Origin of the sequence: Alkalinema sp. FACHB-956 (genome assembly GCF_014697025.1) — a bacterium.
Lineage (GTDB): Bacteria > Cyanobacteriota > Cyanobacteriia > Leptolyngbyales > Leptolyngbyaceae > Alkalinema.
Map to the genome: position 1 here is coordinate 244,561 of NZ_JACJRC010000003.1, position 25,012 is coordinate 269,572.

Annotated in this window: 18 protein-coding genes and 1 riboswitch; of the genes, 7 read left to right on the forward strand and 11 right to left on the reverse strand. The window is 50.6% G+C overall.

Annotated elements, in window-relative coordinates; translation table 11 throughout:
- Positions 1-34: 34 nt before the first annotated feature.
- Positions 35-406: a VanZ family protein gene (locus H6G21_RS06200; protein ID WP_190571632.1), complete on the reverse strand. Its 372-nt coding sequence runs from the start codon at positions 404-406 to the stop codon at positions 35-37.
- A 286-nt stretch (positions 407-692) separates the two neighbouring features.
- Positions 693-827: riboswitch (TPP riboswitch) on the forward strand.
- An 11-nt stretch (positions 828-838) separates the two neighbouring features.
- Between H6G21_RS06200 and thiC the strand changes: the two genes are divergently transcribed.
- Both thiC and H6G21_RS06210 read left to right on the forward strand, forming a co-directional pair.
- Positions 839-2,221, forward strand: coding sequence for a phosphomethylpyrimidine synthase (gene thiC, locus H6G21_RS06205; RefSeq protein ID WP_190572000.1), 1,383 nt, complete (start codon positions 839-841; stop codon positions 2,219-2,221).
- Between the two features lie 286 nt (positions 2,222-2,507).
- On the forward strand, positions 2,508-2,960 hold the full coding sequence (locus H6G21_RS06210; RefSeq protein WP_190571634.1) for a single-stranded DNA-binding protein: 453 nt from the start codon (positions 2,508-2,510) through the stop codon (positions 2,958-2,960).
- 215 nt (positions 2,961-3,175) lie between these two features.
- Here H6G21_RS06210 and H6G21_RS06215 read toward each other — a convergent pair whose 3' ends face one another.
- Both H6G21_RS06215 and H6G21_RS06220 read right to left on the reverse strand, forming a co-directional pair.
- On the reverse strand, positions 3,176-5,326 hold the full coding sequence (locus H6G21_RS06215) for a lectin-like protein (RefSeq protein ID WP_190571636.1): 2,151 nt from the start codon (positions 5,324-5,326) through the stop codon (positions 3,176-3,178).
- Between the two features lie 800 nt (positions 5,327-6,126).
- Positions 6,127-7,038, reverse strand: a complete 912-nt coding sequence (locus H6G21_RS06220; RefSeq protein WP_190571638.1) for a metallophosphoesterase — start codon at positions 7,036-7,038, stop codon at positions 6,127-6,129.
- A gap of 111 nt (positions 7,039-7,149) precedes the next feature.
- Here H6G21_RS06220 and H6G21_RS06225 point away from each other — a divergent pair, with 111 nt between their 5' ends.
- The 3 genes from H6G21_RS06225 to H6G21_RS06235 all read left to right on the forward strand — a co-directional run bounded on the left by H6G21_RS06225 (position 7,150) and on the right by H6G21_RS06235 (position 10,345).
- A complete protein-coding gene (locus H6G21_RS06225; protein ID WP_190571640.1) occupies positions 7,150-8,283 on the forward strand; it encodes a hypothetical protein in 1,134 nt (377 codons plus the stop codon).
- A 209-nt stretch (positions 8,284-8,492) separates the two neighbouring features.
- Entirely contained in the window at positions 8,493-9,341 is an 849-nt protein-coding gene (locus H6G21_RS06230) for a DUF928 domain-containing protein (protein WP_190571642.1), read from the forward strand.
- Positions 9,342-9,472: 131 nt separating this feature from the next.
- Positions 9,473-10,345: an HAD family hydrolase gene (locus H6G21_RS06235; RefSeq protein ID WP_347277986.1), complete on the forward strand. Its 873-nt coding sequence runs from the start codon at positions 9,473-9,475 to the stop codon at positions 10,343-10,345.
- A 793-nt stretch (positions 10,346-11,138) separates the two neighbouring features.
- Here H6G21_RS06235 and H6G21_RS06240 read toward each other — a convergent pair.
- Complete coding sequence (locus H6G21_RS06240) at positions 11,139-12,149, reverse strand: hypothetical protein (RefSeq protein ID WP_190572032.1); 1,011 nt, start codon at positions 12,147-12,149, stop codon at positions 11,139-11,141.
- A 527-nt stretch (positions 12,150-12,676) separates the two neighbouring features.
- Here H6G21_RS06240 and H6G21_RS06245 point away from each other — a divergent pair.
- Positions 12,677-13,390: a Crp/Fnr family transcriptional regulator gene (locus H6G21_RS06245; RefSeq protein ID WP_190571644.1), complete on the forward strand. Its 714-nt coding sequence runs from the start codon at positions 12,677-12,679 to the stop codon at positions 13,388-13,390.
- 215 nt (positions 13,391-13,605) lie between these two features.
- Here the strand turns inward: H6G21_RS06245 and H6G21_RS06250 are convergent, their stop codons facing one another.
- The 6 genes from H6G21_RS06250 to H6G21_RS06275 all read right to left on the reverse strand — a co-directional run bounded on the left by H6G21_RS06250 (position 13,606) and on the right by H6G21_RS06275 (position 19,920).
- Positions 13,606-14,505 carry a hypothetical protein gene (locus H6G21_RS06250; RefSeq protein WP_190571646.1) on the reverse strand — a complete coding sequence of 300 codons (900 nt, stop codon included), beginning with the start codon at positions 14,503-14,505 and terminating at the stop codon, positions 13,606-13,608.
- A 96-nt stretch (positions 14,506-14,601) separates the two neighbouring features.
- Positions 14,602-15,390: a phosphate ABC transporter ATP-binding protein PstB gene (gene pstB / locus H6G21_RS06255; protein ID WP_190571649.1), complete on the reverse strand. Its 789-nt coding sequence runs from the start codon at positions 15,388-15,390 to the stop codon at positions 14,602-14,604.
- Positions 15,391-15,505: 115 nt separating this feature from the next.
- A complete protein-coding gene (gene pstA, locus H6G21_RS06260; RefSeq protein ID WP_190571651.1) occupies positions 15,506-16,429 on the reverse strand; it encodes a phosphate ABC transporter permease PstA in 924 nt (307 codons plus the stop codon).
- Between the two features lie 97 nt (positions 16,430-16,526).
- On the reverse strand, positions 16,527-17,462 hold the full coding sequence (gene pstC, locus H6G21_RS06265; RefSeq protein WP_190571653.1) for a phosphate ABC transporter permease subunit PstC: 936 nt from the start codon (positions 17,460-17,462) through the stop codon (positions 16,527-16,529).
- Between the two features lie 145 nt (positions 17,463-17,607).
- On the reverse strand, positions 17,608-18,591 hold the full coding sequence (locus H6G21_RS06270; RefSeq protein ID WP_347277989.1) for a PstS family phosphate ABC transporter substrate-binding protein: 984 nt from the start codon (positions 18,589-18,591) through the stop codon (positions 17,608-17,610).
- Positions 18,592-18,975: 384 nt separating this feature from the next.
- The gene (locus H6G21_RS06275; protein WP_190571657.1) at positions 18,976-19,920 is read right to left on the reverse strand and encodes a LysR family transcriptional regulator; all 945 of its coding nucleotides are present in this window, start codon (positions 19,918-19,920) and stop codon (positions 18,976-18,978) included.
- Between the two features lie 440 nt (positions 19,921-20,360).
- Here H6G21_RS06275 and H6G21_RS06280 point away from each other — a divergent pair, with 440 nt between their 5' ends.
- A complete protein-coding gene (locus H6G21_RS06280; RefSeq protein WP_190571659.1) occupies positions 20,361-24,038 on the forward strand; it encodes a hydantoinase B/oxoprolinase family protein in 3,678 nt (1,225 codons plus the stop codon).
- Between the two features lie 58 nt (positions 24,039-24,096).
- Here the strand turns inward: H6G21_RS06280 and H6G21_RS06285 are convergent, their stop codons facing one another.
- A complete protein-coding gene (locus H6G21_RS06285) occupies positions 24,097-24,885 on the reverse strand; it encodes a DUF4333 domain-containing protein (RefSeq protein WP_242041680.1) in 789 nt (262 codons plus the stop codon).
- Between the last annotated feature and the right edge of the window lie 127 nt (positions 24,886-25,012).

The following is a 25,012-nucleotide window of genomic DNA, read 5'->3' on the forward strand; positions in this document are numbered from 1 at the left end:
TGGGTCTTTGAATCGAAGCTTTACCTACCAAACTCTAACGTTGTCGCCGTCGTAGCCAACGATCGACCCCAAATCCCGCCACAATGCCCAAATAACTCATCACCAAATCCCCCGCATCCAAACTGCGATTGGGCGACAACCCCTGACAGGCTTCTTCGATCGTGGTGAATAGAAAAAACCCGATCGGAAACAACGGCACTCGGATCTGACCTAACCGGATGCGGCGATCGTTCATCACCCGCTGCCCCACAAACGTCATCAATCCATACAAAACAAAATGGGCCAGCTTATCATTCTGGGTCAAATACGTTGGCAACAATCCCTGATAGGCCAAATATAAAATCAGCCCAAAGGTCAACCCGTAGGCCACCCCCACCACATACCAACTCTGTCGAGAAGAAAACATAAACGACCCACTATGCGCCAATTTTTTGGAATCAATTCTTTGGAATCAAATTCTTTAGAACTAAATTCTTTAGAACTACAGGTTGATGTCTCTCCATTCCGACAACCCATGCAACCCCGGAACCCACACCCCGATCGCGCCAGATCATCTACTTTAATCAATATTTATCAAAGACTTTAATCTTTGATTACAAAGCAATTGATGGTTCGCAACATCGTCGATCGCCGCACCAGCAGCCGTTCTCCAGCCCTTCCTGCCGGATCTCCAGCTAGAGGTGGTACGATCTGCAATCAGCTAGGGGTGCCTAAAGACATGGGCTGAGAAACACCCTTAGAACCTGAAACAGACGGATTCGCGTTAGCCAAACCCGTGAACTCGTCTTCTGGGTAATACCAGCGCAGGGAAGCTGTTTATCTTGAGGAAACGAATATGTTGCGTTCAGACTGGATCGCCAAGCGCAAGGGTCATAGCAATGTGTCGCAGATGCACTACGCTCGCCAAGGCTTGATTACCGAAGAAATGGATTATGTCGCCAAGCGGGAAAACCTACCGGCAGACCTGGTTCGGGATGAAGTGGCTCGGGGCCGGATGATCATTCCCGCCAACATCAACCACCCCAACCTAGAACCCATGGCGATCGGCATCGCCTCCAAGTGCAAAGTCAACGCCAACATCGGGGCTTCTCCCAACTCCTCGGATATCAACGAAGAACTGGCGAAACTGCACCAAGCCGTGAAATACGGCGCAGATACCGTCATGGATCTCTCCACCGGCGGCGGCAACTTGGACGAAATCCGCACCGCCATCATCAACACATCCCCAGTCCCGATCGGCACCGTCCCCATCTACCAAGCCCTAGAAAGCGTCCACGGCAACTTCGACAACTTCACCGAAGACGACTTCCTGCACATCATCGAAAAACATGCCCAACAGGGTGTGGACTACATGACAATCCACGCAGGACTGTTGATCGAATACCTACCCCTGACCCGCAGTCGCATCACCGGCATCGTCTCGCGCGGCGGCGGTATCATCGCCAAGTGGATGCTGCACCACAAGCGGCAAAATCCCCTCTACACCCGCTACAACGACATCATCGAAATCTTCAAGAAGTACGATGTCTCCTTCAGTTTGGGGGATTCCCTGCGCCCCGGCTGTACCCACGATGCCTCCGATGCAGCCCAGCTTTCTGAACTCAAAACCCTCGGTCAACTGACCCGTCGCGCCTGGGAACACGATGTGCAGGTGATGGTGGAAGGCCCCGGCCACGTCCCCATGGATCAGATCGAGTTCAACGTCCGCAAGCAAATGGAAGAGTGCTCGGAAGCGCCGTTCTACGTGCTGGGGCCGCTGGTAACGGATATCGCACCGGGCTACGACCACATTACTAGCGCGATCGGGGCTGCGATGGCCGGTTGGTACGGAACAGCCATGCTCTGCTATGTCACGCCCAAGGAACACCTCGGCTTGCCCAACGCGGAAGATGTGCGCAACGGTCTGATTGCCTACAAGATTGCGGCTCACGCGGCGGATATTGCCCGCCACCGTCCGGGCGCGCGCGATCGGGATGATGAACTGTCTCGGGCACGCTACAACTTCGACTGGAACAAGCAGTTTGAACTGTCGCTCGATCCGGAACGCGCCAAGGAATACCACGACGAAACTCTGCCGGAAGACATTTACAAACAGGCAGAGTTCTGCTCCATGTGTGGGCCTAAATTCTGCCCGATGCAAACCAAGATCGAAGATGAACAGATCGCTGAGTTGCAAGCCTTCTTAGAAAAAGATGGCGATCGGATTAAAGCCACGGTCTAATTAAAACCACGGTCTAACCGTTCACGAACGCCCTTGTTGAACCCATGACATGGGTTCGCAGCCAGTAAATTAAGCGTCAAGAGGAGGGACCTGACTGAGTTTCCTCCTCCTTTTTGTAAGAGCCTGACCAATATTTGTAATGGCCAGACCGATCTACGGTTTCCAAGCGATTCCCATGTTCGCGATCGAGCAAAAATGTCTACAATAGCCAAGGAATGCCAGTCATCTAATGCCAGTCATCGACGGCTCACCATCCACGTAGCCTGAATCCACGGAGTCTCACCCCATGAACAGTTGCATCATAATGGCCGAAATTACCCAAGAGCCGCAACTGCGTTACACCCAAGATAATCAAATGGCGATCGCGGAAATGCGGGTGCAGTTTCCCGGCCTCCGCCCCGAAGATCCTCCTTCCAGCCTGAAAGTTCTCGGTTGGGGCAATCTGGCGCAGGAAGTCCATCAGCAATATCATCTGGGCGATCAGGTGGTGATCGAAGGTCGCCTTTCCATGAACACCGTCGATCGGCCCGAAGGGTTTAAGGAAAAGCAGGCAGAATTAACCATTTCCAAAATTTATAGCCTCGGTGCAGCCGCTGCGATGAGTACTCCCCCTGCAACGACTAGTCCTGCACCTGAAGCCCCAGCCCCCAAAGCAACTTCCACGCGTTCCAAAGCCCCCAAGACAACCACGCCATCCCCTGCAAATAACGAAACCGATTTCGACGACATTCCGTTCTAAAAATCTAGATGCCGTTTTGCAAGGCCCTAACTTCAAGCCGATCGTTGCACTGCGTTAGCTTGAACCTCTGATAGAAAAGCCCTCCCACTGAACTTAGCATTCAAGCTAGATCCAAGGGAGGGTTTATCATTTCGCTAGCTTTTTAAATTCAGATGAATGGATCGTCCTCTCTTGGCGATCGACGATCCATTCAGCATCAAGCAACGGGAAAGAAACTATGAATTGGAGAAATATCCAGGCTTGGGAATCCCGGTATTCAGCAGGTCAAAGTCTACCGTAGCCTCTAAATTAATCGTCGGTCTACCAGCGTCGTAGATCGATGCCCCTGACTTGATCAATCGGAAGCCATCTGTAATCCGCTGGCTAAAGGTTTGGGAATCCAAGAAAATTACACTATAGTATTTTCCTTGAATGCCCAATGCAGCACTTGCTGGTGCCTCAATCAGCAGATCCTTAGTGCCATCTAAATCAATATCCACCAGCCCTCTAACAAGGTTCAAAGGTGAACCCAAGTCATTATTTTTCAGCAGGGTTGGCAGCCCAGCGATCGTCGATCCGTTCATCTTCCAAGCTGCCACAAACTGACCCGATTGGAAGACAATGTCATCCTTACCATCGCGATCAATATCACCAATCTGCACAGGTTTGTAACTTCCAATATTTTGCTGGAAACCAACAACCCCATCAATTGCGTTGGCTGTAAAGACAGCCCCATTCAACGTCCAGTAACCCACTCTCCCTGTAAGCGAATTATGCCAAAACAGCTCCTTCGTAGCCGCATTACCATCAAAGTTCCCAGAGTAGGGTTGCCAACCGCTGCCTAGAATAAATGGCGTGCTTGCACCCTGCTGTTGCACAATACTGCTTGTCAGCTGAATCGTGGACGGGATTGCACCCGTCTGGGGAACATTGAGTTCCCAAATCCCCATCACACCTTGAGCCTGATTCACCCACAGAATTTCTGGCAGAGAACTCCCTAGAAGATCTGCAAATAAAATCGGAGTCCACCCCTGAGGCCGAAGAGCTGTCGTGGAATTCCCTACAACGATCGGCGCAGTGGCCTGAATTTCGTTACCAAGCGCCCCTCCCATAAACCAAACATAGGTTTCAGATGAAATCGTATTGTGCCAAACAATGTCACGACGAGTATCTCCATTGAGATCCGCCGTTCCTACAATCTTCCAACTTGCATCTGGAGCAATGACCCCTGTGTTTCCAGTCGTTCCCGCCAGTCGAGTTCTTTCCCCAGTAGTTACTTGATTCTCATTGAGATTAATCACAACGGTGGAACCACTGGGTGCATCTCGGAATAGAAAATCGGGAGTGGGTACCGTAGGAACACCTAAGGTAAACGTCACACGGGTACTGACCAGATTCGGATCATTGGCAAACCCCCCATACTCCACCACAAATCCATCGACCTTTTGATCGGAACTACGACTGCGAGGTGTGTTCTCGTAGTCATTCCACTTACCGGTTGCTAGGTAATGACCATAATCCTCATCGGTGACACTGAGAACAAAGTTATTCGGTTCACCACTATTCCAGTTTGCATAGTTGTCAGGGCCAGTTACATTACCAGACCCATCCCCCTGCCAAAACTGCCGCCCTGCTCCGCTGTTGTCCAATCCTTCAGGGCCAGTGACCCAGCGCCAAACACCTTCAACCGCTGCATCCGAAGCACCAATCCAGCCTTGTCCTTGAAGCCGCTGTTGTACAAAGCTGTCTTCGGCAGCAGAGGTAATGGTGGCTAGGTAGCCTTGCAAGCCAAATAAGGTACGGCCTGCAGCTAGAGCCTTGGCGGTATTCCAACTGGGAACCGTTAGATCGTTGCCGTTGGTAGAAGTATTGTTGGGGTTGAGACCCAGATCGCTAAAGCTGACAAACTCGTAGTAGTGGCCATTATCAAAGCGATAGACGGGACGACCGAGGTTGATATCGATCGCTTGGGTCGTCGTCTGATTGCCACCTGTTGGAGTGTAGGCAACCGTTCGCAATAGGGACTGGTAAGCCGCGATCGAAGCCGTCCCAGCCATTGTCAAACGCCCTGTGGTGGCATTGTAGCTCCAGGTAATGCCATCGGAATTAGCCACACCAGACGTTCCTGCAGCGGCTAGGGCACCCGCTGTAACGTTGCGTAGAACAAATTGAATCCCATCGATCGTTGAGCTACCTGTGGCATCACCCTGTTGCGTAATGGTTGCTTGACTATCTAGGATGATGGCACTGCTGCCACTTAAACTCGTTGAGGGGCGCGAGAACGTCAGAACAGGATTAGTTGCTGTAGAAAATGCATTAACCGGCACAATATTGAGGGGAGATACCCCCAACGCCGTGGTTAAAGCTGAGGTCTCATATGAATTCATGATGTATTTCCAACCGTATTTCTCAATCCGACAATGAAGTCAGCTGACCCTATTCCAAAATTTGGAACTTGGGAATGAAGGTCTTAGATGTCCTTACTGACTTTAAGGGGCAACCTACCCATATGGTGAATCTACTGAAAGGTAGATTCGGCGCGTTCACTGTTCCTGAGCCTTGTGCTAGGGGATACACGAAAAACCTCGGTAATCTCCTAGGAAACTTTTCGATGGTTCTAACAAGATTAAGCAACACATCCGGAATATTCGGTAGATTCTTCACCAAAAATTTAGACCAATCGGGGAAATCACGGTCTTTAGGAATTCTTTGTAAGGTTTTCCTGAATTTACTAAGCGATCGCAGATTACTCGGTATAATTTGCAGCTCAACCTTACAGGTAGAAAAATCCTTCTCAATCTCATTCTCAATTGAGGAAGATCGCAATCTACCCTATGGAAGACCAAGGTTCCCCCTTGAGATTGACAGGATGGGGCAGGGGATTTGAAGCAGGTGAGAATTTGAAGCAGGTGAGATTGTTTGGCGTCAAAATCTTACATGATGATGTCAGTGATTTACATCTCTTTCAATGATGATTTTTAGGAAGACCTGCTGGCATAATCTTGACCTGGCTGTCTTTTCAATTAAATCTTTCTGTAGATTTCTTTCTGTAGATGTGCATTTTCTTTAACCGCTCATGGGCAATTTTTACAATCTACACCATTCAAATTTCGACGATGGGAATTTACACCTTACTAATTTTCTAGGTGTAAACATCCCGCTCTCACTGCTGATTGGATTTTCTAGATCAAACAGGTACCATCCCTTGATCGAATACCGTATTGTCAGTGCCAATGCCTTGAATAAATAGTCGATCGCGATAAAGTTCGATCGCAGAGAAACCAAAGCGTGACGTGGATGCCGCTGTCCAGCTTGACTTACCAACAGGGCGCAGCGTTGCCCCACCAATTCCTGTCACTAAGTAAGTCGTTCCGTCAATGGGTTGAGAACGCTCATAATCATGTTCATGACCGTTAATGTAAAGCTGAACACGATACTTTTTAAACAGCGGCGTAAACAATTTCACAAACCCTGAATCAGTCCCATAGTGTCCAGATGAATAAATCGGATGGTGCCCATAGACCACTTTCCACAATGCTTGACTTTGGCTGAGTTCCTGCTCTAACCAAGCCATTTGACCTTTCCAATCCGCGTTGCCGTTCGTATCGAGAACAAAAAACTGGGCAGCTTCGGCCTTGTAGGAATAAAACCGGCCTTGCATATTGAACCCTGTATAACGAACCTGAGGATCACCATTCTCCGTGCGAATGTCGTGGTTTCCTAGGCAGGCACGAAACTTGACCCCGGCCTGTAACAATTTTTGGTAGGGTTCTTCAAAAGCCACCTGGATGCGACTCATTTCACCGCTGTTGTAGATATTATCTCCTGCTAAAACCACCAAGTCATAGGGATTGCGATCGCGGTGCTGCACCATAGCTTTACCCACTGCAAACTGGTTACGATCGCCGGATCCCGTATCCGCGATCGCAGCAAATCGTAGTAGGGGTTGTCCTGTCGGCGTTGCCACTTGGAGGGGAGGAACTTCCGGCGTCGTAGCCGTGGTAGATTGCCCCGGACGAAGGACTTGCTTCCCAAAAACCGCTAGACCGAGACCAGTCAGACCACCAATGATCAAAAATCGACGACGTTTAAAGCTCATAGGAGTGCGCAATCCGATGAAATTTGGGGTAGATTTGATGCTGGAGGGTAGCACGTTTAAGACTGTAGCGCTTTTCTGTTGAGGTTGTGCTGCCAAAATGAGGAGAGATTCATGTCTGATCAGCCCACACCACCGACTCCCCCTGCTCAACCCCCAGAAGATGCGACCCCGCAAGACTCAATGCCCCCATCGAGTCAACCCAGTCAACCCAGTCAACCCAGGGTAACTTCATCCCCCCAGGCAGCCGCGCCGCGATCGACACCCAGTTCTTCCCCGCTGCCCGATCGCGTCACCCAAGTTCTACAAACTTCACAACAAATTGCCCAAACGACTTGGGTGAAGGTGCGACCTACAGCAATCCAAGGGCTGCGCAGCATGACCAGCCAACTCCAACGGCTCACGACAGAATTGGAAGCCCAGGTCGAAGCCGATCCCAACAAAGTGGATCCCATTGACTTTACCCCCGTGGTTCAAACGACGCAAACCGTTTGGGAAAAACTCTATCCTGTCTGGAAATTTGCGATCGATCAACTGCGTCCGCGCTTACCCGAACCGCTCAAACCCCTGTCCGATCGGGCGTTGTCCGGTGTGGTTCTCGGAACATTGCTATTACTGCTGTGGTTCCTTTCTGCCATTCCCTCCGGCAAAGCCACACCAGCCCCGGTTGCACCGACGGCTCCAATTACACGCCCTGCACCGAGTAGCAGACCTCCATCGGCTAGTGTGGCTCGATCGGTGGATACTTCCCGTAGTCAGGCCCAACCGGTGCCCCAAAGCCTGACCGCCCCGGACAGCCGTTCTACTTTGGCATCCCCCGTTGCTGCTCCCGCGATCGCGCCACCCACTGCACAACCATCCAGCGCGCAATCGTCCACCGCGCAACCGTCCACCGCGCAAGCATCCACTGCACCTCTTCCCCTAGCAGGAGCAACCCCATCTGTTCCTCTTTCACCCGAGCAAAAACTGCTGGCCTTTCTTCAGGAGCCCCTGCAAAATCAGGAACCAAGTGACACCCAAGTGATTGTGGCAGCCAAACCTCAAGCCGCAGCGGGCAGCCTTCAGGTGATCGTGAATGACCGTTGGCGGTTACTGAATCCCACCAGCCAAGATCGGTTAGCCAATACCCTTTTGCAGCAAGCCCAACAAAAAAACTTTACAGAACTGGAACTGGTTGATTCTGAAGACACCGTGCTGGCTCGTAGCCCGATCGTCGGTTCGGAAATGGTGATTCTGCACCGTCGCTAGGGCCAAACAAAAGTCATCAATTGAGGGATGGGCAGGAAGAGTGGCTCTCCTACCTTGCCGCCCATAATCTAAGCCGTAACGACCTAACTTCATAGCCAGTTGTTCTGGCTTTGCTGTAATTTCATAAAAATTCTACGGGATGCACAGTCGCTTCGCTGAAAAGCTGAGCAGTACTTTGGGTTTAGGATCTTTCGCCCCGGACAAGACTGATGCCTCAAACACTGTTTTCTGCTGCACCCCATAGATCTTCTGTTTACCAGCATCGCCGTCGTTTAGCAACTGCGATCTTGGGAACACTGGCTATCTCGTTACTACAACTCAGCGGTTCGATCGCTGAACCGAACTCCCCCGCAGGACAAGTTTTGCAAGAATGGGGCATCTCTGAAGCGGCTCTGGCCAAGGCTCCACGCTATATTCCACCCAAACGACGCGGTATGCCAAAACGAACCCAAGGGGGTGGTTCGCGAGGATGTGCGGGACTTCCCACAGCATCAGCGGATTGTGCCATTTCCCTCACGGCACTGGTACCCGCTGATCACATTGGCTTGACTACAGCAGCCCGTCCCGTCCTGAGTTGGTACGCCTCGCAACGCAGTGAACAGCCCTGGCAAGTTACTCTCGTGGAACCCGGCGTTAGCAAACCCCTGTGGGTACAACAAATCCCCCAGGTCAAGGCTGGACTGAATCAGTTTCAAATCCCTGCCAATGCGCCAGAACTCAAGCCAGGACGCCGCTACCGTTGGGCAGTTTCCCAGGCCAATTCCTCCGATCGCTCAGTCAGCAGTCCCATCACACGGGGTTGGATTGAACGGGTGGAATTACCCAACCAGCAATCTCAGCAAATGCTAGCCATCTCCTCTCAGCGAGATCGAGCCAACTGGTTAGCCGAAGCAGGGCTTTGGTATGATGCGCTGACAGAATACACCCAAGCGCTCAAGGCAAACCCCCAAGATCCGCAACCCTTAGAATCCCTCTTTTCCTTATTCCAGCAAGGGGGATTAACCCAAGTGATTCAATGGGAACAAACAACCCCGACCCTTTCCAAACCCGTCAGTTAGTTAACCGTTCGATTGCCTAGATTGCCTAGGGAGAAAGATAACCGCAGAGTGAGAAAGATTACCTCGGAAGCAGTCCTGCGTAGGGCATAATCTCATTGAACGCAGCAGGCGACCTAGGGAGGAATCTGATTGTGACCATTCTCCGTTCTCAAAATTCTCGATCGCAGGCTGACTTACAGGATGCTGGGCAGATTCGGCTGTTGGCTTTGGACATTGATGGCACCATTGCCGGTAAGTCCAACCAACTGAGCCAACCCATTTTAGAAGCCGTTGCCGCCGTCCAAGCCAAGGGAATTGCCGTTGCGATCGCGACGGGTCGGATGTACCGGGCAGCCCTACGGTTCCATCACACCTTGAATTTGCGGTTACCCCTGATTGCGTATCAAGGGGCTTGGATCCAAGATCCCATTACGAATCAACGGGCTTGGCACACGCCCGTTGCCGCCCCCCACGCCTTGAACTTGCTGGACTATTTTGAACAACCGGATCTGCGTCAGCGTCTCTCTGTGCATTTCTATATTGACGACGATCTCTATGTTCGAGAACTCACGCCTGACACCGAAGCCTATGTTCAACGATCGGGCATTACACCGATTGCCGTCGGAGATTTGCGATCGGTGCTAGATCGGGCACCCACTAAGGTTTTAGCCTTAAGTGCAGATACGGGATTAATGCAAACTGTCCTTGCAGATCTGCAAGGGATGGTCAATCCTGCGGATTTACACATCACGACTTCTGTAGCGACCTTTGTCGAAGCAACCCACCCCCACGCCACCAAAGGCCACGCCCTTAAACGCCTTGCCGAGGAGGAACTCGGGTTACGCCCTGAGCAAGTGATGGCGATCGGGGATAACTGTAATGATCTGGAAATGATTCAATATGCAGGTCTAGGTATTGCCATGGGAGACGCGCCCGAAATCGTCAAGGCCACGGCCAATTGGATTGCCCCCACGGTTGAAGCAGATGGTGCCGCGATCGCCATTCAAAAGTTCCTACTCTCCTAAAAGCATCAGGATTCTGCCCACTCAATCCAATCCCCAGCTTGCCCCTAAAGACTGATCAACCTATCAGTCTGCCGGGTATGCCTTTGTCGTATGCTTTTGTCGTATGCCTTTACCGCTTGTGCATAGCTGCAAACTGATCCAATCAAACCTATTCCAATCCGATCCACAAACAGGATCTCATCAAAACTCTGATCAAAGCTGTGATATCTACAGAGATATCACCCGAATCACCATCTCCAAGGATTCACTGAATATCAAGTAATGCAGAAAGCTTTAGCGAAGCAATGAACCCCTTAAAAGTCAGTAAGGGCACCGACGACTGGCCGTGTTTCGTCTCGGTGCCCTTTCTGGTTCGCTCCTCACACCTCCATAATATAACTGAGGTTCACAGGATTGTCACTAGTTTGAAAAATAAGGATCTCTTATTTTTAACATCCGAATCCGTTATCACACTATTCCAGGGGCACATCCAGGGGCACATCCAGGGGCAAATTCATCAGGTAAAGGCCAGCCAGTTGCCGATGGAGTGCAGCCTGCTAGCTAATTTCTAGACCACATCTCAACCTTTGCTAAAAAGACGTGAGTTCGATGAATTTGTGGTGAGGCGCGATCGTCGGGGCTGCTCCGCAGCAAAGATCGGGGAACTTCTCCCCGCCCCCCTGCGATGTCAGGGGACTCTACTCCCCCGACACCCCCCGAAAGTGAATTCTGCGTCCTAGTACAGGGGATTTATAAGGAAAAATTGAGTTGATCGAACTCACGTTAAAAAGGGAACTGAAAGGGATATTGCAGCCTAAAGGAATGCTGCTAGGTGATGGCCCAGGTAAAGTTGTAGGGTTTCTTGGATCCAATAAATCAAAAGATGACAAAATTGTTGTTCCAAGGCCCGATCGCGATTCTGGCAATTCGCTACTTGATAGGCGCGATCGAATGCTTGAAAGGCTTGGCACAGGTGATTGGTCACTTTGAGACGTTGGTGAAGGGGGAGTTCTGGATTCCAAGCATCCCAGCTGTCAATTAAAGCGTAGAACAGTGGATTAGCGCTGGAAGGAAATTGGTGTTCACCTTGCGTGAGGGCAGCGAGGTAAGCCGCTGGAAGAGCGATTGGATTGCGCACTTGTGTATTTCGTGTTTGGGATAGACACTGTCCTGGTAAGCCCGCTGACGGAGAGAACCGATCAGCACCTTGGGTCAATCCTTGGGTCAATCCTTGGGTCAATCCTTGGGTCAATCCTTGGGTCAATCCTTGGGTCAATCCTTGGGCCATCCCGGATCGTAGAAGGGTCTGACACCTTGCATGAACCCAATGTTCTAGCCAAGGAATCTCTTGCGGGGAGAGGCATTCTAACCCGGCCTGATCCTGCTTCGACTTATCCCCAATCGGCCCAGAATGCTGGAGAAGTAGGAATAACCAACAGGCAAGGATACGATCGTTCATCTCTAAAATGATTCCGCCAGCCTGATCCGCTTGGACTGAAATTTCTGTCCAGAGGGCGGTTAATGCTGACTTGGTACCGTGAGTTGAAAGCGTTGGAAACCAATCATCGTGAGATAAACCATCGTGAGATAAATCGTCGTGAGACAAATTATTTTGAGGCAAAGTGTCTAATAATACATTTAAGACATCCGTAGAACGGTCAAATTCCTCCACGATCGTTTGGGCAACAGACAGAACAGACTGCTGGGTTTTAGCCGCAATTTGCATCGCGATCGTCGATCGATAACAGAGGGCACCAGGTAGGTCACTAGGTAGGTCACTAGGTAGGTCACCAGGCCGCTCAATCCGCTTCATTGGAAAATTCATGGAATGAACCTGCTGACCCGCAACCGCTAACACAGTATCTAAGCCAAGCGTCGGGAAAGGCTGTCCAACTTGAGTATCAAAAAGATCCATCCATGGGTAGATGGCTGTATAAAGTCGAACCCGTAAGAATGTACGCAAACTATAAAGGAGCATCTCAATTAAGCTACGCTGGCGATTCGTTCTTGATTCTCGGCATCAGGGTGGAGTTGTTAGAGCAAACCAGGCAGGTTAGTTTTTATTGATACATGGTATTGATAAGTTCCTACTGATCAGTTCCTATTGATACATTGTATTTTTTGTTATGCAGCCTTAATTTAGCTTGCTACGATCGAGCTTTCGAGCAGGTTGAGTATTCTTACTTCTCCCAATTGATTTGACTTGAATCGCAATTCGTTCGAGATATTTGACATTAATTGGTTGGTTTGAGTTTTTTTGGGGCTGTTCTAACAGTCTCAATCTCTAGTGACATAGCAAAAGCTAACTTCATATTTGGAAACAATAGTTGTTTTCTCACAACTCCCATCATTATGTATTCAATATCACAAGTCCCAGATTCCTCTCGCCCCTTTTTAACTTGGCAACGCATCATTGACTGGGCTCAGGAGCACTACCGCTGTCGCACGTTTAGTAAAGATGAACGAATCATTACCCGACCGGGCTTGCTTTACCTGGTTCAACGGGGAGCGGTGCGCTTAGTCGGAACTGCTCAAATAAGCGCTACAAGTATGAGTAACAGTTCCCGACTGGCTGCGGTGGAGTCAGAAGAGGCATTTTTAGGATTTGTGGGAGCAGGGCAACCCTTTGAAGTCGTCGCGCAGTCTCCCTTCACATTACAGAGTTTTGCCCATGTCGAGCAAACGGCTGTGATTTGGATGTATTGGAATGATTTAGACAACTGGCCCCATTTTCGCCGGGAAGTTTTGGATGCATTTCGTTACCAACATCAACGAAAGTTGCTGTGGTTAAGCACCCTGGGCCAGCGCCGCACGATCGATCGCCTGTTTGGGTTCCTCACCCTGCTGATTGAAGAATATGGAGAACCAACTAGCGAAGGCTATTGCTTGCCCTTTCCCCTAACCCATGCACAAATTGGTAGCGCGATCGGGTCTACTCGAGTCACCGTGACACGATTAATGGGGAAACTGCGTCAGAAAGGCTTGATTATTACTCAGGACGACAACTTACTTTGCCTGCCGGAGGAATCGATGTTGCGCGATCGGATGCGTTCCTACACTTATTAGGTCTGGTATTAGGTCTGGCTCAGTTAGGTCAAGTCCGGGCAGGTCGAGTCCGGTTAGGTCGAGTCCGGTTAAATCTAGTCTAATCTTCAGTCCAGTCTAATCAACTAGGATGCCATCCTAGCTAGAGAAGATCTAACACCAAACCTCAAACACTAAATTGGGCAGAGATTGCTATGCCATGCTAATCTCTGCCCAGTTTTGTTGCAACTCTCAGCCTAGACCGGGGATTTATTCCACAGAAAGACAATCACGCCGCTACCACTATTCACATTGACCAAGCTGACATACCGTACCGTTGTCCCCAGCTTGGCTTCAAACATCTCTCCCCCGCCATAGGTACCCTGCTTGGCGAATCCACCGGGAAATTGGTTGGCGAGGCTGGAGGCTACACTCTCTACATCCGTGTTGGAAATCCAGGATTTCCCTAAAATCCCGCCAACTACTTGGGTGGGATCATCGGGATTCGGGAAAAATTGTGTAGGGTCAGGAAGCAAATACGGATCCACCTCAGGTTCATTTTCTTCACCCGGATTGAGCGCCTTGCGCAGACCCACAATCACATCAGAAAACTTTTGGGATTCTGCATCCAGCTGAGAGGCTTCATTTTTATCGGTTGTCGCTTTATTGGGATCGACCTTACTGGGATCAGCACCCTCCGTTGAGCTGGTGGCGGGAGTATTGGCAGGCGGAGTAGACGGTTTGGTTTCTGGGGTCTTAGGTTGTGGTTCCGTTTTCTTTTCGGGTTCCGGTTTGGGCGTTTCTTTGAGGACGATCGGACTTGTTGAAGTCACTTTCACCTTAGCCAATGCAGGCTTAGCCTTTGCTGCATCGGTCACCTTCGGCAAAGTTTTCACCAACACCTTATCCGACAAGCGGGATAATTTAACAGGGGGTTCTTTTTCCTTGGGTTGAGGTTTATTGGAAGCCGTTAACGGAACGAACAAAATCAGGGCATGCAATCCGGCGGAAATGAGAACCATGGGGCGTACCCATTGCTGCCAATTCGTAGGCAGTGAGAACTGTTGTTGAGATTTGGGTGGCTGCGGGGGCAGGGGAGCAGGCGACGGGGGAGTGGGTTGTGGATCTAGGGTTAACGTGCTGTCTTGGGTTTGCATAGGTCATCCAGGTAGTGTTGTAGCAGTATTGAGTTCAGCAATCTCGATCGCGGGTTACAAAATCATTTATCCATTGCGGTTACGTTTTGCAAGCCATTAACCAAAACGACCACTGATGTAATCCTTAGTTTGTTTCTTGGATGGAGCATTGAAAATGACTTCCGTTCGATCGTGTTCAATCAACTCACCCAGATACATAAACGCGGTGTAGTCAGACAATCGGGCTGCCTGTTGCATACTATGGGTAACAATCAAAATCGTGACTTGGTGTTTGAGTCTGGTCATCAAATCTTCGATATTGGCCGTGGCGATCGGGTCAAGGGCTGACGTTGGTTCATCAAACAAAATCAATTCAGGATCGGTCGCTAGGGCACGGGCAATGCACAGCCGTTGCTGCTGCCCCCCCGACAGGTTAAAGGCCATATCCTGCAAGCGATCCTTAACTTCATTCCACAGGGCCGCCTCTTGCAGCGCTTTCTCCACCCTTTCCGCGATCGTTGTGCGGTTCTTTTCGCCCCGCACCCGTAACCCGTAGGCCACATTTTCGAAGATTGATTTCGGGAACGGATTCGGACGCTGAAACACCATGCCCACCCGCATCCGCACTTCGATCGGATCAAGGCGACGGGACAGAATATTCACCGACCCATCCAGAATAATTTCTCCCTCATAGCGATTGCCGGAGTAGAGATCATGCATCCGGTTAAAACACCGCAGCAACGTCGTCTTACCGCAGCCAGACGGCCCAATCAGCGCTGTAATTTGTCTATCCGGTAGAATGAGATTGATGTTCCTCAGTGCGTGGGTATTGCCATAGTAGAAATTGAGATTTGCAGCTTCTACTTTAGGTTGAATGGGGGTAGTTTGTAAGATAGTTTCTAGCATTGCTTTCCCGCCTTACGGTCAATCAGATGTGCTTAGGGAATGGAATTCTTGAGAGAATCTTTGAGAAAATTCTTGAGAAAATTCTTGACGTATCTAAATCCTGAGTACAGTCCATCTACCACTTCAGTCGCTTACGAATTTGGTAGCGTAAATAGATCGCCACCCCATTCATGGACAACGTCATTGCCATTAAAATCACCCCGGCTGCGGCTGCATTGGTTTGAAACTCAATTTCTGGCCGAGATACCCAATTAAACATTTGAATGGGAAGTACCGTGAAGGGAGCCTTGAGCCACTCTAAGGAAATGAAGGGGAACGAAGATTGGAAGGGGGATTCAGGCAGAAAGGCAATGAAGGTGAGGGCTCCGATCGTCACGAGGGGAGCCGTTTCTCCGATCGCGCGGGAAAGCCCAATAATCACTCCTGTGAGAATACTGCCCAGGGAATAGGGCAACAGATGATGGGCAATCATTTGCCACTTGCTAGCCCCCATAGAATAGGCTGCTTCCCGCAGGGTATTGGGAATGGCACGGAGGGCTTCACGGGTGGTCACAATGACGACTGGAAGCACTAAGAGCGCTAAGGTTAATCCAGCCGTCAGAATACTTTCCCCTAAATTGAAGTAATACTTGAATAACCCCAAGGCCAGTAGGCCGTAAACGATCGAGGGCACCCCCGCCAAATTTGTCACGTTAATTTCAATCAAATCCGAAAGCCAATTCTTCTTGGCATATTCCTCTAAGTACACCCCCGCTGCGATCCCGATCGGAACTGCCGCTGTCACCGTGACCAGCATCACCAAGCCCGTTCCCACCCAAGCCGCCAAAATCCCTGCGATCGCGGGATCGGGATCGGCAAAGGAGGTGAAAAATTGCCAATTCAATTTCGGCGCACCTTGAATGGTTAATTGCAGGATCAGGGCAATGAGCGTCACGATCGCGATCAGAATTCCGAAGAGACCCACGATCGCGAAGGACTGGCTCAGGACTTGCCGCCGGGAGACGGATTGGCGAATGGCATTTAGCGAAGAAGATGTCATGGCGCAGATAGGACTTCAAGAACTGGGTAGAAAAAATCGTTACGGAAACGATCATTACGACAACGGGCATCGAAAAACGAGCTACAAACTCCTCGGTTTAATACCGTTCCCGATATCGCTTGCTTAAAAAATGTCCAATGATGTTAAACAGTAGGGTCATTAAAACGAGGGCAAGACCTACAGCAAAGATTGTTTGATATCCAGTCGTCCCATGGGGCAGATCCCCCAAACTGACTTGGACAATGTAGGCCGTCATCGTTGCAGCAGAATCAAGGGGATTCAAGGTCAAGGTGGGCTGTAATCCTGCGGAGATCGCAACAATCATCGTTTCACCCACAGCTCGGGAAATGCCCAAAATGTAGGACGACGAAACCCCAGATAAAGCTGCGGGCAACACAACTTTGTAGGCAGTTTGTAACCGAGTCGCCCCTGTCGCGTAGGACCCTTCCCGCAGTTCTGCTGGCACCGATCTCAGCGCATCTTCACTAATGGAACTAATCAACGGCGTAATCATGATCCCCATGACCATGCCCGCTGACAGCATATTAAACCCGCCCAAGTCAGGTAATAAGGCTTGCAACAAAGGCGTGATAAAGAGCAACGCAAAATAGCCGTAAACCACGGTGGGAATGCCCGCAAGCAATTCTAAAACGGGTTTGGCCCATTCTCGGACAGTCGTAGAGGCAAACTCGCTGAGAAACAGTGCGATCGTGGTGCCGAGGGGAATCGCAACCAATAGGGCTACCATGGTCGTGGTCAAGGTGCCAGAGATCAGGGGCAAGACACCGTACTTAGGCGGTTCAAATAGCGGTGCCCATTCAATACCTGTGAGAAATTCAACGATCGACACTTGTTTGAACAAACCAAAGGACTCAACCCCTAAAATCACCATAATGGCGATCGTGACAGCCACACAGGAAAATGCAGCTAGGAAAAGGATTGATTCAATCACTTTTTCCTGAACTTGACGCACCGATCGACGCCTTTGGGCTTGCTGCACTGACGCTGCTAGAGAGGGTAAAGAACGCGCCATAGGGAACGGGAGGAGTAAATTTACAGCAAAGAAAGAAATTTATATGACAAGAAGAGACAAAGCTGCTCTGAGAATCCCCAACACAGCCTTGTCTCGAAACGGCGACACTTACATGCCGGAATGGAAAAACATGCTGAATCAGGACTTAGTCTTTAGGTTCCATCTTGACTAAATCTTCCATCTTCAAGTTCGTGGGTTCCTTGCCTGCAAAGCGTGTTCCTGTTTTCCCTTCAGACAGGTGCTTTTTACTGACGCTATACACCTGATCGATCAAGGGTAAATAGCCCACCTTGGAAGCAAAACCCGAAGCCCCATTGAGGTAGGACTCCACGAAGGATTTCACGGGCTGCTTGTTCTTAGCCGAATCCGCGTTGACATAGATGAACAACGGACGAGATAGCGGACGGTAGCTCCCATTGGTCACGTTAGCCAGAGAGGGCTCCACCCCGTTGACTTTAACGGCTTTCAAGCGACGATTGTTCTTTTGGTAATAAGCAAAACCAAAGTAGCCCAGCGCATTCTTGTCGCGGGAAACGCCTTGCACCAAGACGTTATCATCTTCGCTCCCAGTATAGTCCGTCCGGCTCTTTTTAGCCTTCCCATTGATGGCTTCAGTGAAGTAATCGAAGGTACCGGAATCGGCCCCCGGCCCAAACAGCTTCAAGGGTGCATCGGGGAAGCTTCCATCAATTTCCTTCCAGTTCTTGACGGTGCTGCCTGCATCCCAGACTTTCTTGAGTTGATCTACCGTCAAGTTATTGACCCAATTGTTTTGGGGGCTAACTACAACGGTCAATGCATCCATAGCAACTGGGATTTCAATAAACTTGATGCCCTTCTCTTTACAGAGTTTCAATTCTTTTTCGAGAATGGGGCGGGATGCGTTGGAAATATCCGTTTCGCCGTTGCAGAACTTCTTCAAGCCGCCACCGGTGCCGGAAATCCCAACGGTCACCTTTTGTCCAGATGACTTTTGGAAAGCTGCTGCTGCTGCTTCCGTGATGGGGAACACTGTGCTGGAGCCGTCAACCTTGACCTGAGCTTGGGCAGTGGCGGAGAAGCCTACGATCGAGGCGATCGTAACCACTGCACCTATGGTAATGGAGCGATAAACCTGGGACAACATAATACTGATTACTTTCTGGAAGGTTGTGTGACTGCACTGAAATCGCTACGAATCAGCTAAAACCAATCACTCCGATACCAGAATGGTATTAGAACGCATAGGGTCATCAAAACCAATAGCATTCAAAACCATTACCTGAGCGATTGTTTTGCGCTATACATCTAGGTAGATGCAAGTCCATTAGGACGTTCTCACAATACAGAATGAAGGTTAAGTAACAACAATGTGAAGTTATAGATTAGTTAAAAAGAAAAAATTAAAAATTATCTGAATATTAAATTCTCGTTAAGGTGCTCAGCACAGCCCTACTTTCTACCATTATTTACTGACATCACTTGCTGACATCACTTGCTGACATCACTCCCTGTAAGATCGGTGGAAGGAGGCTTATTGGAGCAAAATGGCTAGGAAGTTGTCTAGAACGATCGAACCGTGATCTGCGTTCCAGAGGGCAGAAATTTCGCGGGTGAGGGTGAGATCGGCAATCTCGCGATACAGAATGCCCTGACGTTGGACGGTCAGAACATTACTGGGTAAAACAGCAATCCCCATCCCGGCCACGACCATCCCTAAAATTGTGAGTAACCAGGTTGCCGTCGTGGTCTGCACAACTTGGGGTTGGAAACCCGCATCGATACAAGCAGTAATAAAGGCGTGGTAGAAGGGAAAGGCGGAGAGGGAAGGCAAGATGATCGGCTCCTGGGCGATCGCTCGTAGGGGAATTTGGGCTTGGGTTGCTAGGGGATGGTCGATCGGCAGAGCAAGGACTAAAGACTCCTGGGCAATCACCTGTTGCTTCCAGTTAGTATCGCTATCGGCCAGGGGGGGAAAGGCTTCTAGGGCAATGTCTAACTGTCGATCGTGCAGGGCTTGAATTTGTTGCTGGGCGGTGAGTTCGTGGAGTTCCAAGGTAACGAAGGGATAGCGATCGCGAAATTGCCGCAGGATGTCGGGCAGGATGCTGTTGGCGACGGAACTGGCCATTCCCAATCGCAACACCCCCAGTTCCCCGCGCGCCGTCCGTTGGGCTTGTTCGATCGCCTGTTGGAGTTGGGCAAGGCTGCTTTGAAGATGGTGCCGAAACACGTCTCCGGCGGGCGTCAGTTGCACAGGACGATGGCGGCGATCGAACAATTCCACATTCAACCGCTTTTCCAAGGCCCGAATGCGCTGGCTCAAGGGGGCTTGCTCGATGTGTAACTGTTCCGCTGCCCGACTAAAGTTATTGCCATTGGCGACGATCGTCAAAAAGTAGCAGAGTTGCCGCAGTTCCAATTGGCTGAGCGGTACAAGATTGAGTTGTGCAAGATTGAGTTGTGCAAGATCCAGCATCGCCATTCCTACCATATTGCTAACGATATTTTAGGTTTACCAAATGCCCCTTGAAACAATGGGGTTGGGTTTCTAAAGTAGAGGAGATCGATTTTCCAGGAATTGCGATTAAGACTAATGTTATACCCAATCCATTGTTATATTCAATTGATTTGTCATTGCAATCCATGAGATCCCCCTAAATCCCCCTTAATAAGGGGGACTTTGAGAGAATCTTTAGATTTCACAACAATTTCATCAATTTCCTCAACCTTTCTGGCTCCCCCCTTTTTAAGGGGGGCTAGGGGGGATCGGATCTATCGCATTAACGAATCAAATTCGCATTACACTATCAACCACATCAAATCTACTTAAGTAAACATATTAAAACCAAGAAATATTTCATAAAAAATCTATATCAGTTAAAGCTAAATACGATCACTAGCAAGGGAATTGTAATCATGCAAGCATCAAACAAAAATCAGGCTAAATCCCAACCACAATGGCGGTTTGGTATCGATCGGGGGGGCACGTTTACTGACATTGTTGCCCAACGACCCGATGGCACGATCGTGCTGCACAAGCTACTATCCGAAAATCCTGAACGCTACGACGATGCCGCCATTCAAGGAATTCGCGAACTGATGGGGATTCCCGATGGCGAACCCCTCCCCGCCGATCGCATCGCTGCGGTGAAAATGGGAACAACCATAGCCACCAATGCATTACTGGAACGCAAGGGCGATCGCACCGTTTTACTCATCACCCAAGGTTTTCGGGATGCGCTGCGGATTGGCTATCAGCATCGGCCCAACATTTTTGCCCAGCAGATTGTTTTGCCGGAAATGCTGTACGAACGGGTGATTGAAGTTCAAGAACGCCACAGTGCCCAGGGTGAAGTTCTGCAACCCTTGCAATTGGACGACGCCTTGATTCAGTCCCTGCAATCCGCCTACGACGCTGGCATTCATTCTTGCGCGATCGCCTTTCTCCATGGCTATCGCTACCCCGCCCATGAACAGCAAGTCGCGGACTTGGCACGACGGCTGGGATTTACCCAAATCTCGGTGTCCCACGAGGTCAGTCCTCTAATGAAACTGGTCAGCCGAGGCGACACGACCGTTGTGGATGCTTACCTCTCTCCGATTCTGCGGCGTTACGTCGATCGGGTCGCCGCACAATTAGACCATCAAGAGAACAGCGAATCCAACCCGCAATCCCCCAAACTCATGTTTATGCAGTCCAACGGGGGACTCGTAGACGCCCACCGCTTTCAAGGTAAGGACAGCATTCTCTCCGGGCCTGCGGGGGGCATTGTCGGCGCGGTAAAAACCAGTGCCATGGCCGGGTTCGATCGCATCATTGGCTTTGACATGGGCGGCACTTCAACGGATGTCTCCCACTTCAATGGCGAGTACGAGCGCACCCTGGATACGGAAGTAGCGGGAGTCCGACTGCGGGCACCCATGATGGCGATTCACACCGTGGCAGCGGGGGGCGGTTCCATCCTGCAATTTGATGGGGCGCGGTATCGCGTTGGCCCGGAGTCGGCGGGGGCGAATCCTGGGCCTGCTTGCTACCGTCGGGGCGGGCCGCTGACGGTCACGGACTGCAATGTCATGGTAGGCAAGTTACAAGCGGCCTTTTTCCCAGCGGTGTTTGGCCGATCGGGAGATTTGCCCTTAGATGCGGAAATTGTCCAGCAACGGTTTCAGGCACTCGCCGCAGACATTCAAGCCACAACGGGCGATCGGCGCACTCCGGAACAGGTAGCAGCGGGGTTTCTTGCCATCGCGATCGATAAAATGGCCAATGCAATCAAAAAGATTTCCATTCAGCGGGGCTACGACGTGAGTGAATACATGCTCTGTTGCTTTGGGGGAGCGGGAGGTCAGCACGCTTGTCTGATTGCTGAAGCCTTGGGAATGCGGCAAATCCTCATTCATCCCTACGCCGGGGTGTTGTCCGCCTATGGCATGGGCTTAGCAGATTGGCGAATGCTGAAGGAACAGGCGATCGAATTACCTTTAGAACCGGCTGTAATTCCCCAATTAGACACAGCATTAAACGAGTTAGGCATCACTGGCCGCGCAGAAATGGAAGCCCAAGGCATTGATCACGATCGCATCCACATTCAGCCAACAGTCTATCTGAAATATGCGGGAACGGATTCTACGATCGGTGCGACCTGGAGTGAACTCGCAGAAATGCGCCATCAATTTGAGCAGCGCTACCAGCAACGCTACGGATTTACGATGCCGGATAAGGCATTAATCGCTGAAGCCGTTGCCGTGGAAATCATTGGCCAAACCGATCTTCCCACAGAACCCCAACTACCGCGCCAACCAGACCGATCGCTGACCCCGATCGCCACCGTCAAACTCTACACCCGCGATCGTTGGTGGCAAACCCCGGTCTATTCCCGATCGGACTTACAACCGGGCGATCGTATCCCTGGCCCTGCATTAATCATTGAACCCACCGGAACCAACGTCATTGAACCCGGATGGAGCGCAGAATTAACCGATCGTAACCACTTGCTACTTCAACAAGTGACTGAGATTAGCGATCGACCAATTTCTAACCTCGTTTCCCAAACCACAGATTATGCAACGCCCGATCCCGTCCTACTGGAAATCTTCAACAACCTTGTTCGCGCGATCGCCGAAGAAATGGGCATCACGCTACAAAATACCAGCTATTCCGTCAATATCAAGGAACGTCTAGACTTTTCCTGTGCCATTTTCGACAAGCAGGGTCAACTCGTCGCCAATGCACCCCATATCCCCGTCCATTTGGGTTCCATGAGCGAAAGCGTTCGCAGTTTGATTGATGCTAAAGGATCAATTCTGCAACCAGGTGATGTCTATATTTCTAACAATCCCTATAACGGTGGTACTCACTTACCTGACATCACTGTAATTACGCCTGTATTTCTCGAACCATCCTCCCAACCCACCTTTTACGTTGCCTCGCGGGGACACCATGCGGACATTGGCGGGATTACGCCAGGTTCCATGCCGCCCCACAGTCGCACGATCGCCGAAGAGGGAATCCTACTCGATAACTTTTGTTTAGTGGCCCAAGGCAAATTTCGGGAAGCAGAACTTCTGGAATTACTCAATTCCGGTGTTTATCCTGTGCGGAATGCAGGGCAAAATTTAGCGGATTTACGGGCACAAATTGCCGCCAATGAACGGGGCGTGCAGGAACTCCGGCGCATGGTGGCACACTATGGATTGGCAACGGTTCAAGCCTATATGCAGCATGTGCAAAACAATGCTGAAGCTGCCGTGCGTCGGGTGATTGAGCAATTGCAGGATGGAGCGTTCAGTTATGAAATGGATGATGGTTGTGTGATTCGAGTCAAGGTGACGATCGATCATGCCAATCGCAATGCCTGTATCGACTTCACAGGCACCTCGCCCCAACAGGCCACAAATTTAAATGCGCCGTTAGCCATTTGTAAAGCGGTGGTTCTCTACGTCTTCCGCACGTTGGTGGAAGATGAAATTCCCTTAAACGCCGGGTGCCTCAAGCCCTTGGACATCCGCGTTCCAGCAGGCTGCTTGCTCAATCCCACCTATCCCGCTGCGGTGGTGGCGGGCAATGTGGAAACCTCCCAGGCGATCGCCAATGCGTTATACGGCGCGTTGCAAGTGATGGCCGCCTCCCAGGGCACGATGAATAATTTCACCTTTGGCAACGATCGCTATCAGTATTACGAAACGATTTGTGGCGGTTCCGGTGCAGGGCCGACCTTTGATGGCACGGATGCAGTGCAAACCCACATGACCAACTCCCGTCTGACTGATCCCGAGGTGCTGGAATGGCGTTTTCCGGTACTGGTGCAGGAATTCGCCCTTCGCCCCCACAGCGGTGGCCTCGGACACCACACTGGCGGCAATGGGGTGATTCGTCGGATTCAGTTCCGTGAAGCGATGACGGCGGCCATTCTCTCCGGTCATCGTCGGGTGCCGCCCTTTGGGTTAAACGGTGGTCAACCCGGCGCGATCGGACGGAACATCGTGCAACGGCAAGATGGCTCGATCGAACTGCTGGGGAGCAAGGCTGAAGTTGAAATGCAGCCCGGAGATAGCTTTGTGATTGAAACTCCCGGTGGCGGTGGCTGGGGCTAATTTTCGCAGGCGGGCCCCTTACCTTAATTTTCAATCCTGCCTCAGATAGATATTCCCCCTAGGAATCATAATCTTCTGGGGTTTCTGGAATGATGACTTGGCTAGGGGGAGTAGCCGTTGTCGCCCGATCGGGGGCCTGGGTAGCCGTAGAACTGTCAGGCGTAGACTTTGTCTCTTTTGTCTCTTTGGGTTGATTGCCCTGCGCTTGGGGAGTCATTGGGGAAAGCAACCGTTGCCAGTTGATATCACCAGAAGGCGCGATCGTCACTGCTACTTTCTCCGGTTCTTTGATCGATCGATCGTTTTGCAGATTTTTGGGCGAAGCGGCTGACTGGGGAGCGCTAGGAAGCTCAGAAGCAGCTAGCTCTGGCGTTTGGGCTTGGGACTGGCGCGTCACGGTGCAATCAAATTGATCGCCAGGATTGACGGTTCGATAGGGCGTAATTGCACCGCAGTCCACTGTGACCTCGCCCAGATCTGCTTTCAATCCCTCCTGGATTACCTGGTGGACTTGGGCAAGATTCACCAAACCTTTCACACTGGGAATTTCCCAACTGACTTGACCCTCCCGATCGGTTTGGCGTACTTCCATATCGGCCCCATTCCCCGATTCAAACATCGCAGTACAAGTAAATGTCTGCCCCTCCTTGGATTGCAGCCCTTCTGGACAAATAACCGCCTTGACCGACCCAGCCCCCTGTTGCACTAACTTTTGTTGAATTGTTTTTTCCACTTGTGCAACATCTAAGGGTGCATTGCAACCGACCAAGCTCCCAGCCAATAGACCTAGAAGGCCCGTGAGACTGAACCTGACTGGGAAAAAACTTGCTTTTTGACGGGAAACCATAATTCAACAGTAGAGAGAGGAAGAGAGGGCACTTAAGTAGACTATCGGAGGATATTCAGCGCTTCGTTAAGAGAAGGTAATCAGATCAGGAAATTCAGGTTAAAAACTCTTTAATCGTAATTGCAAA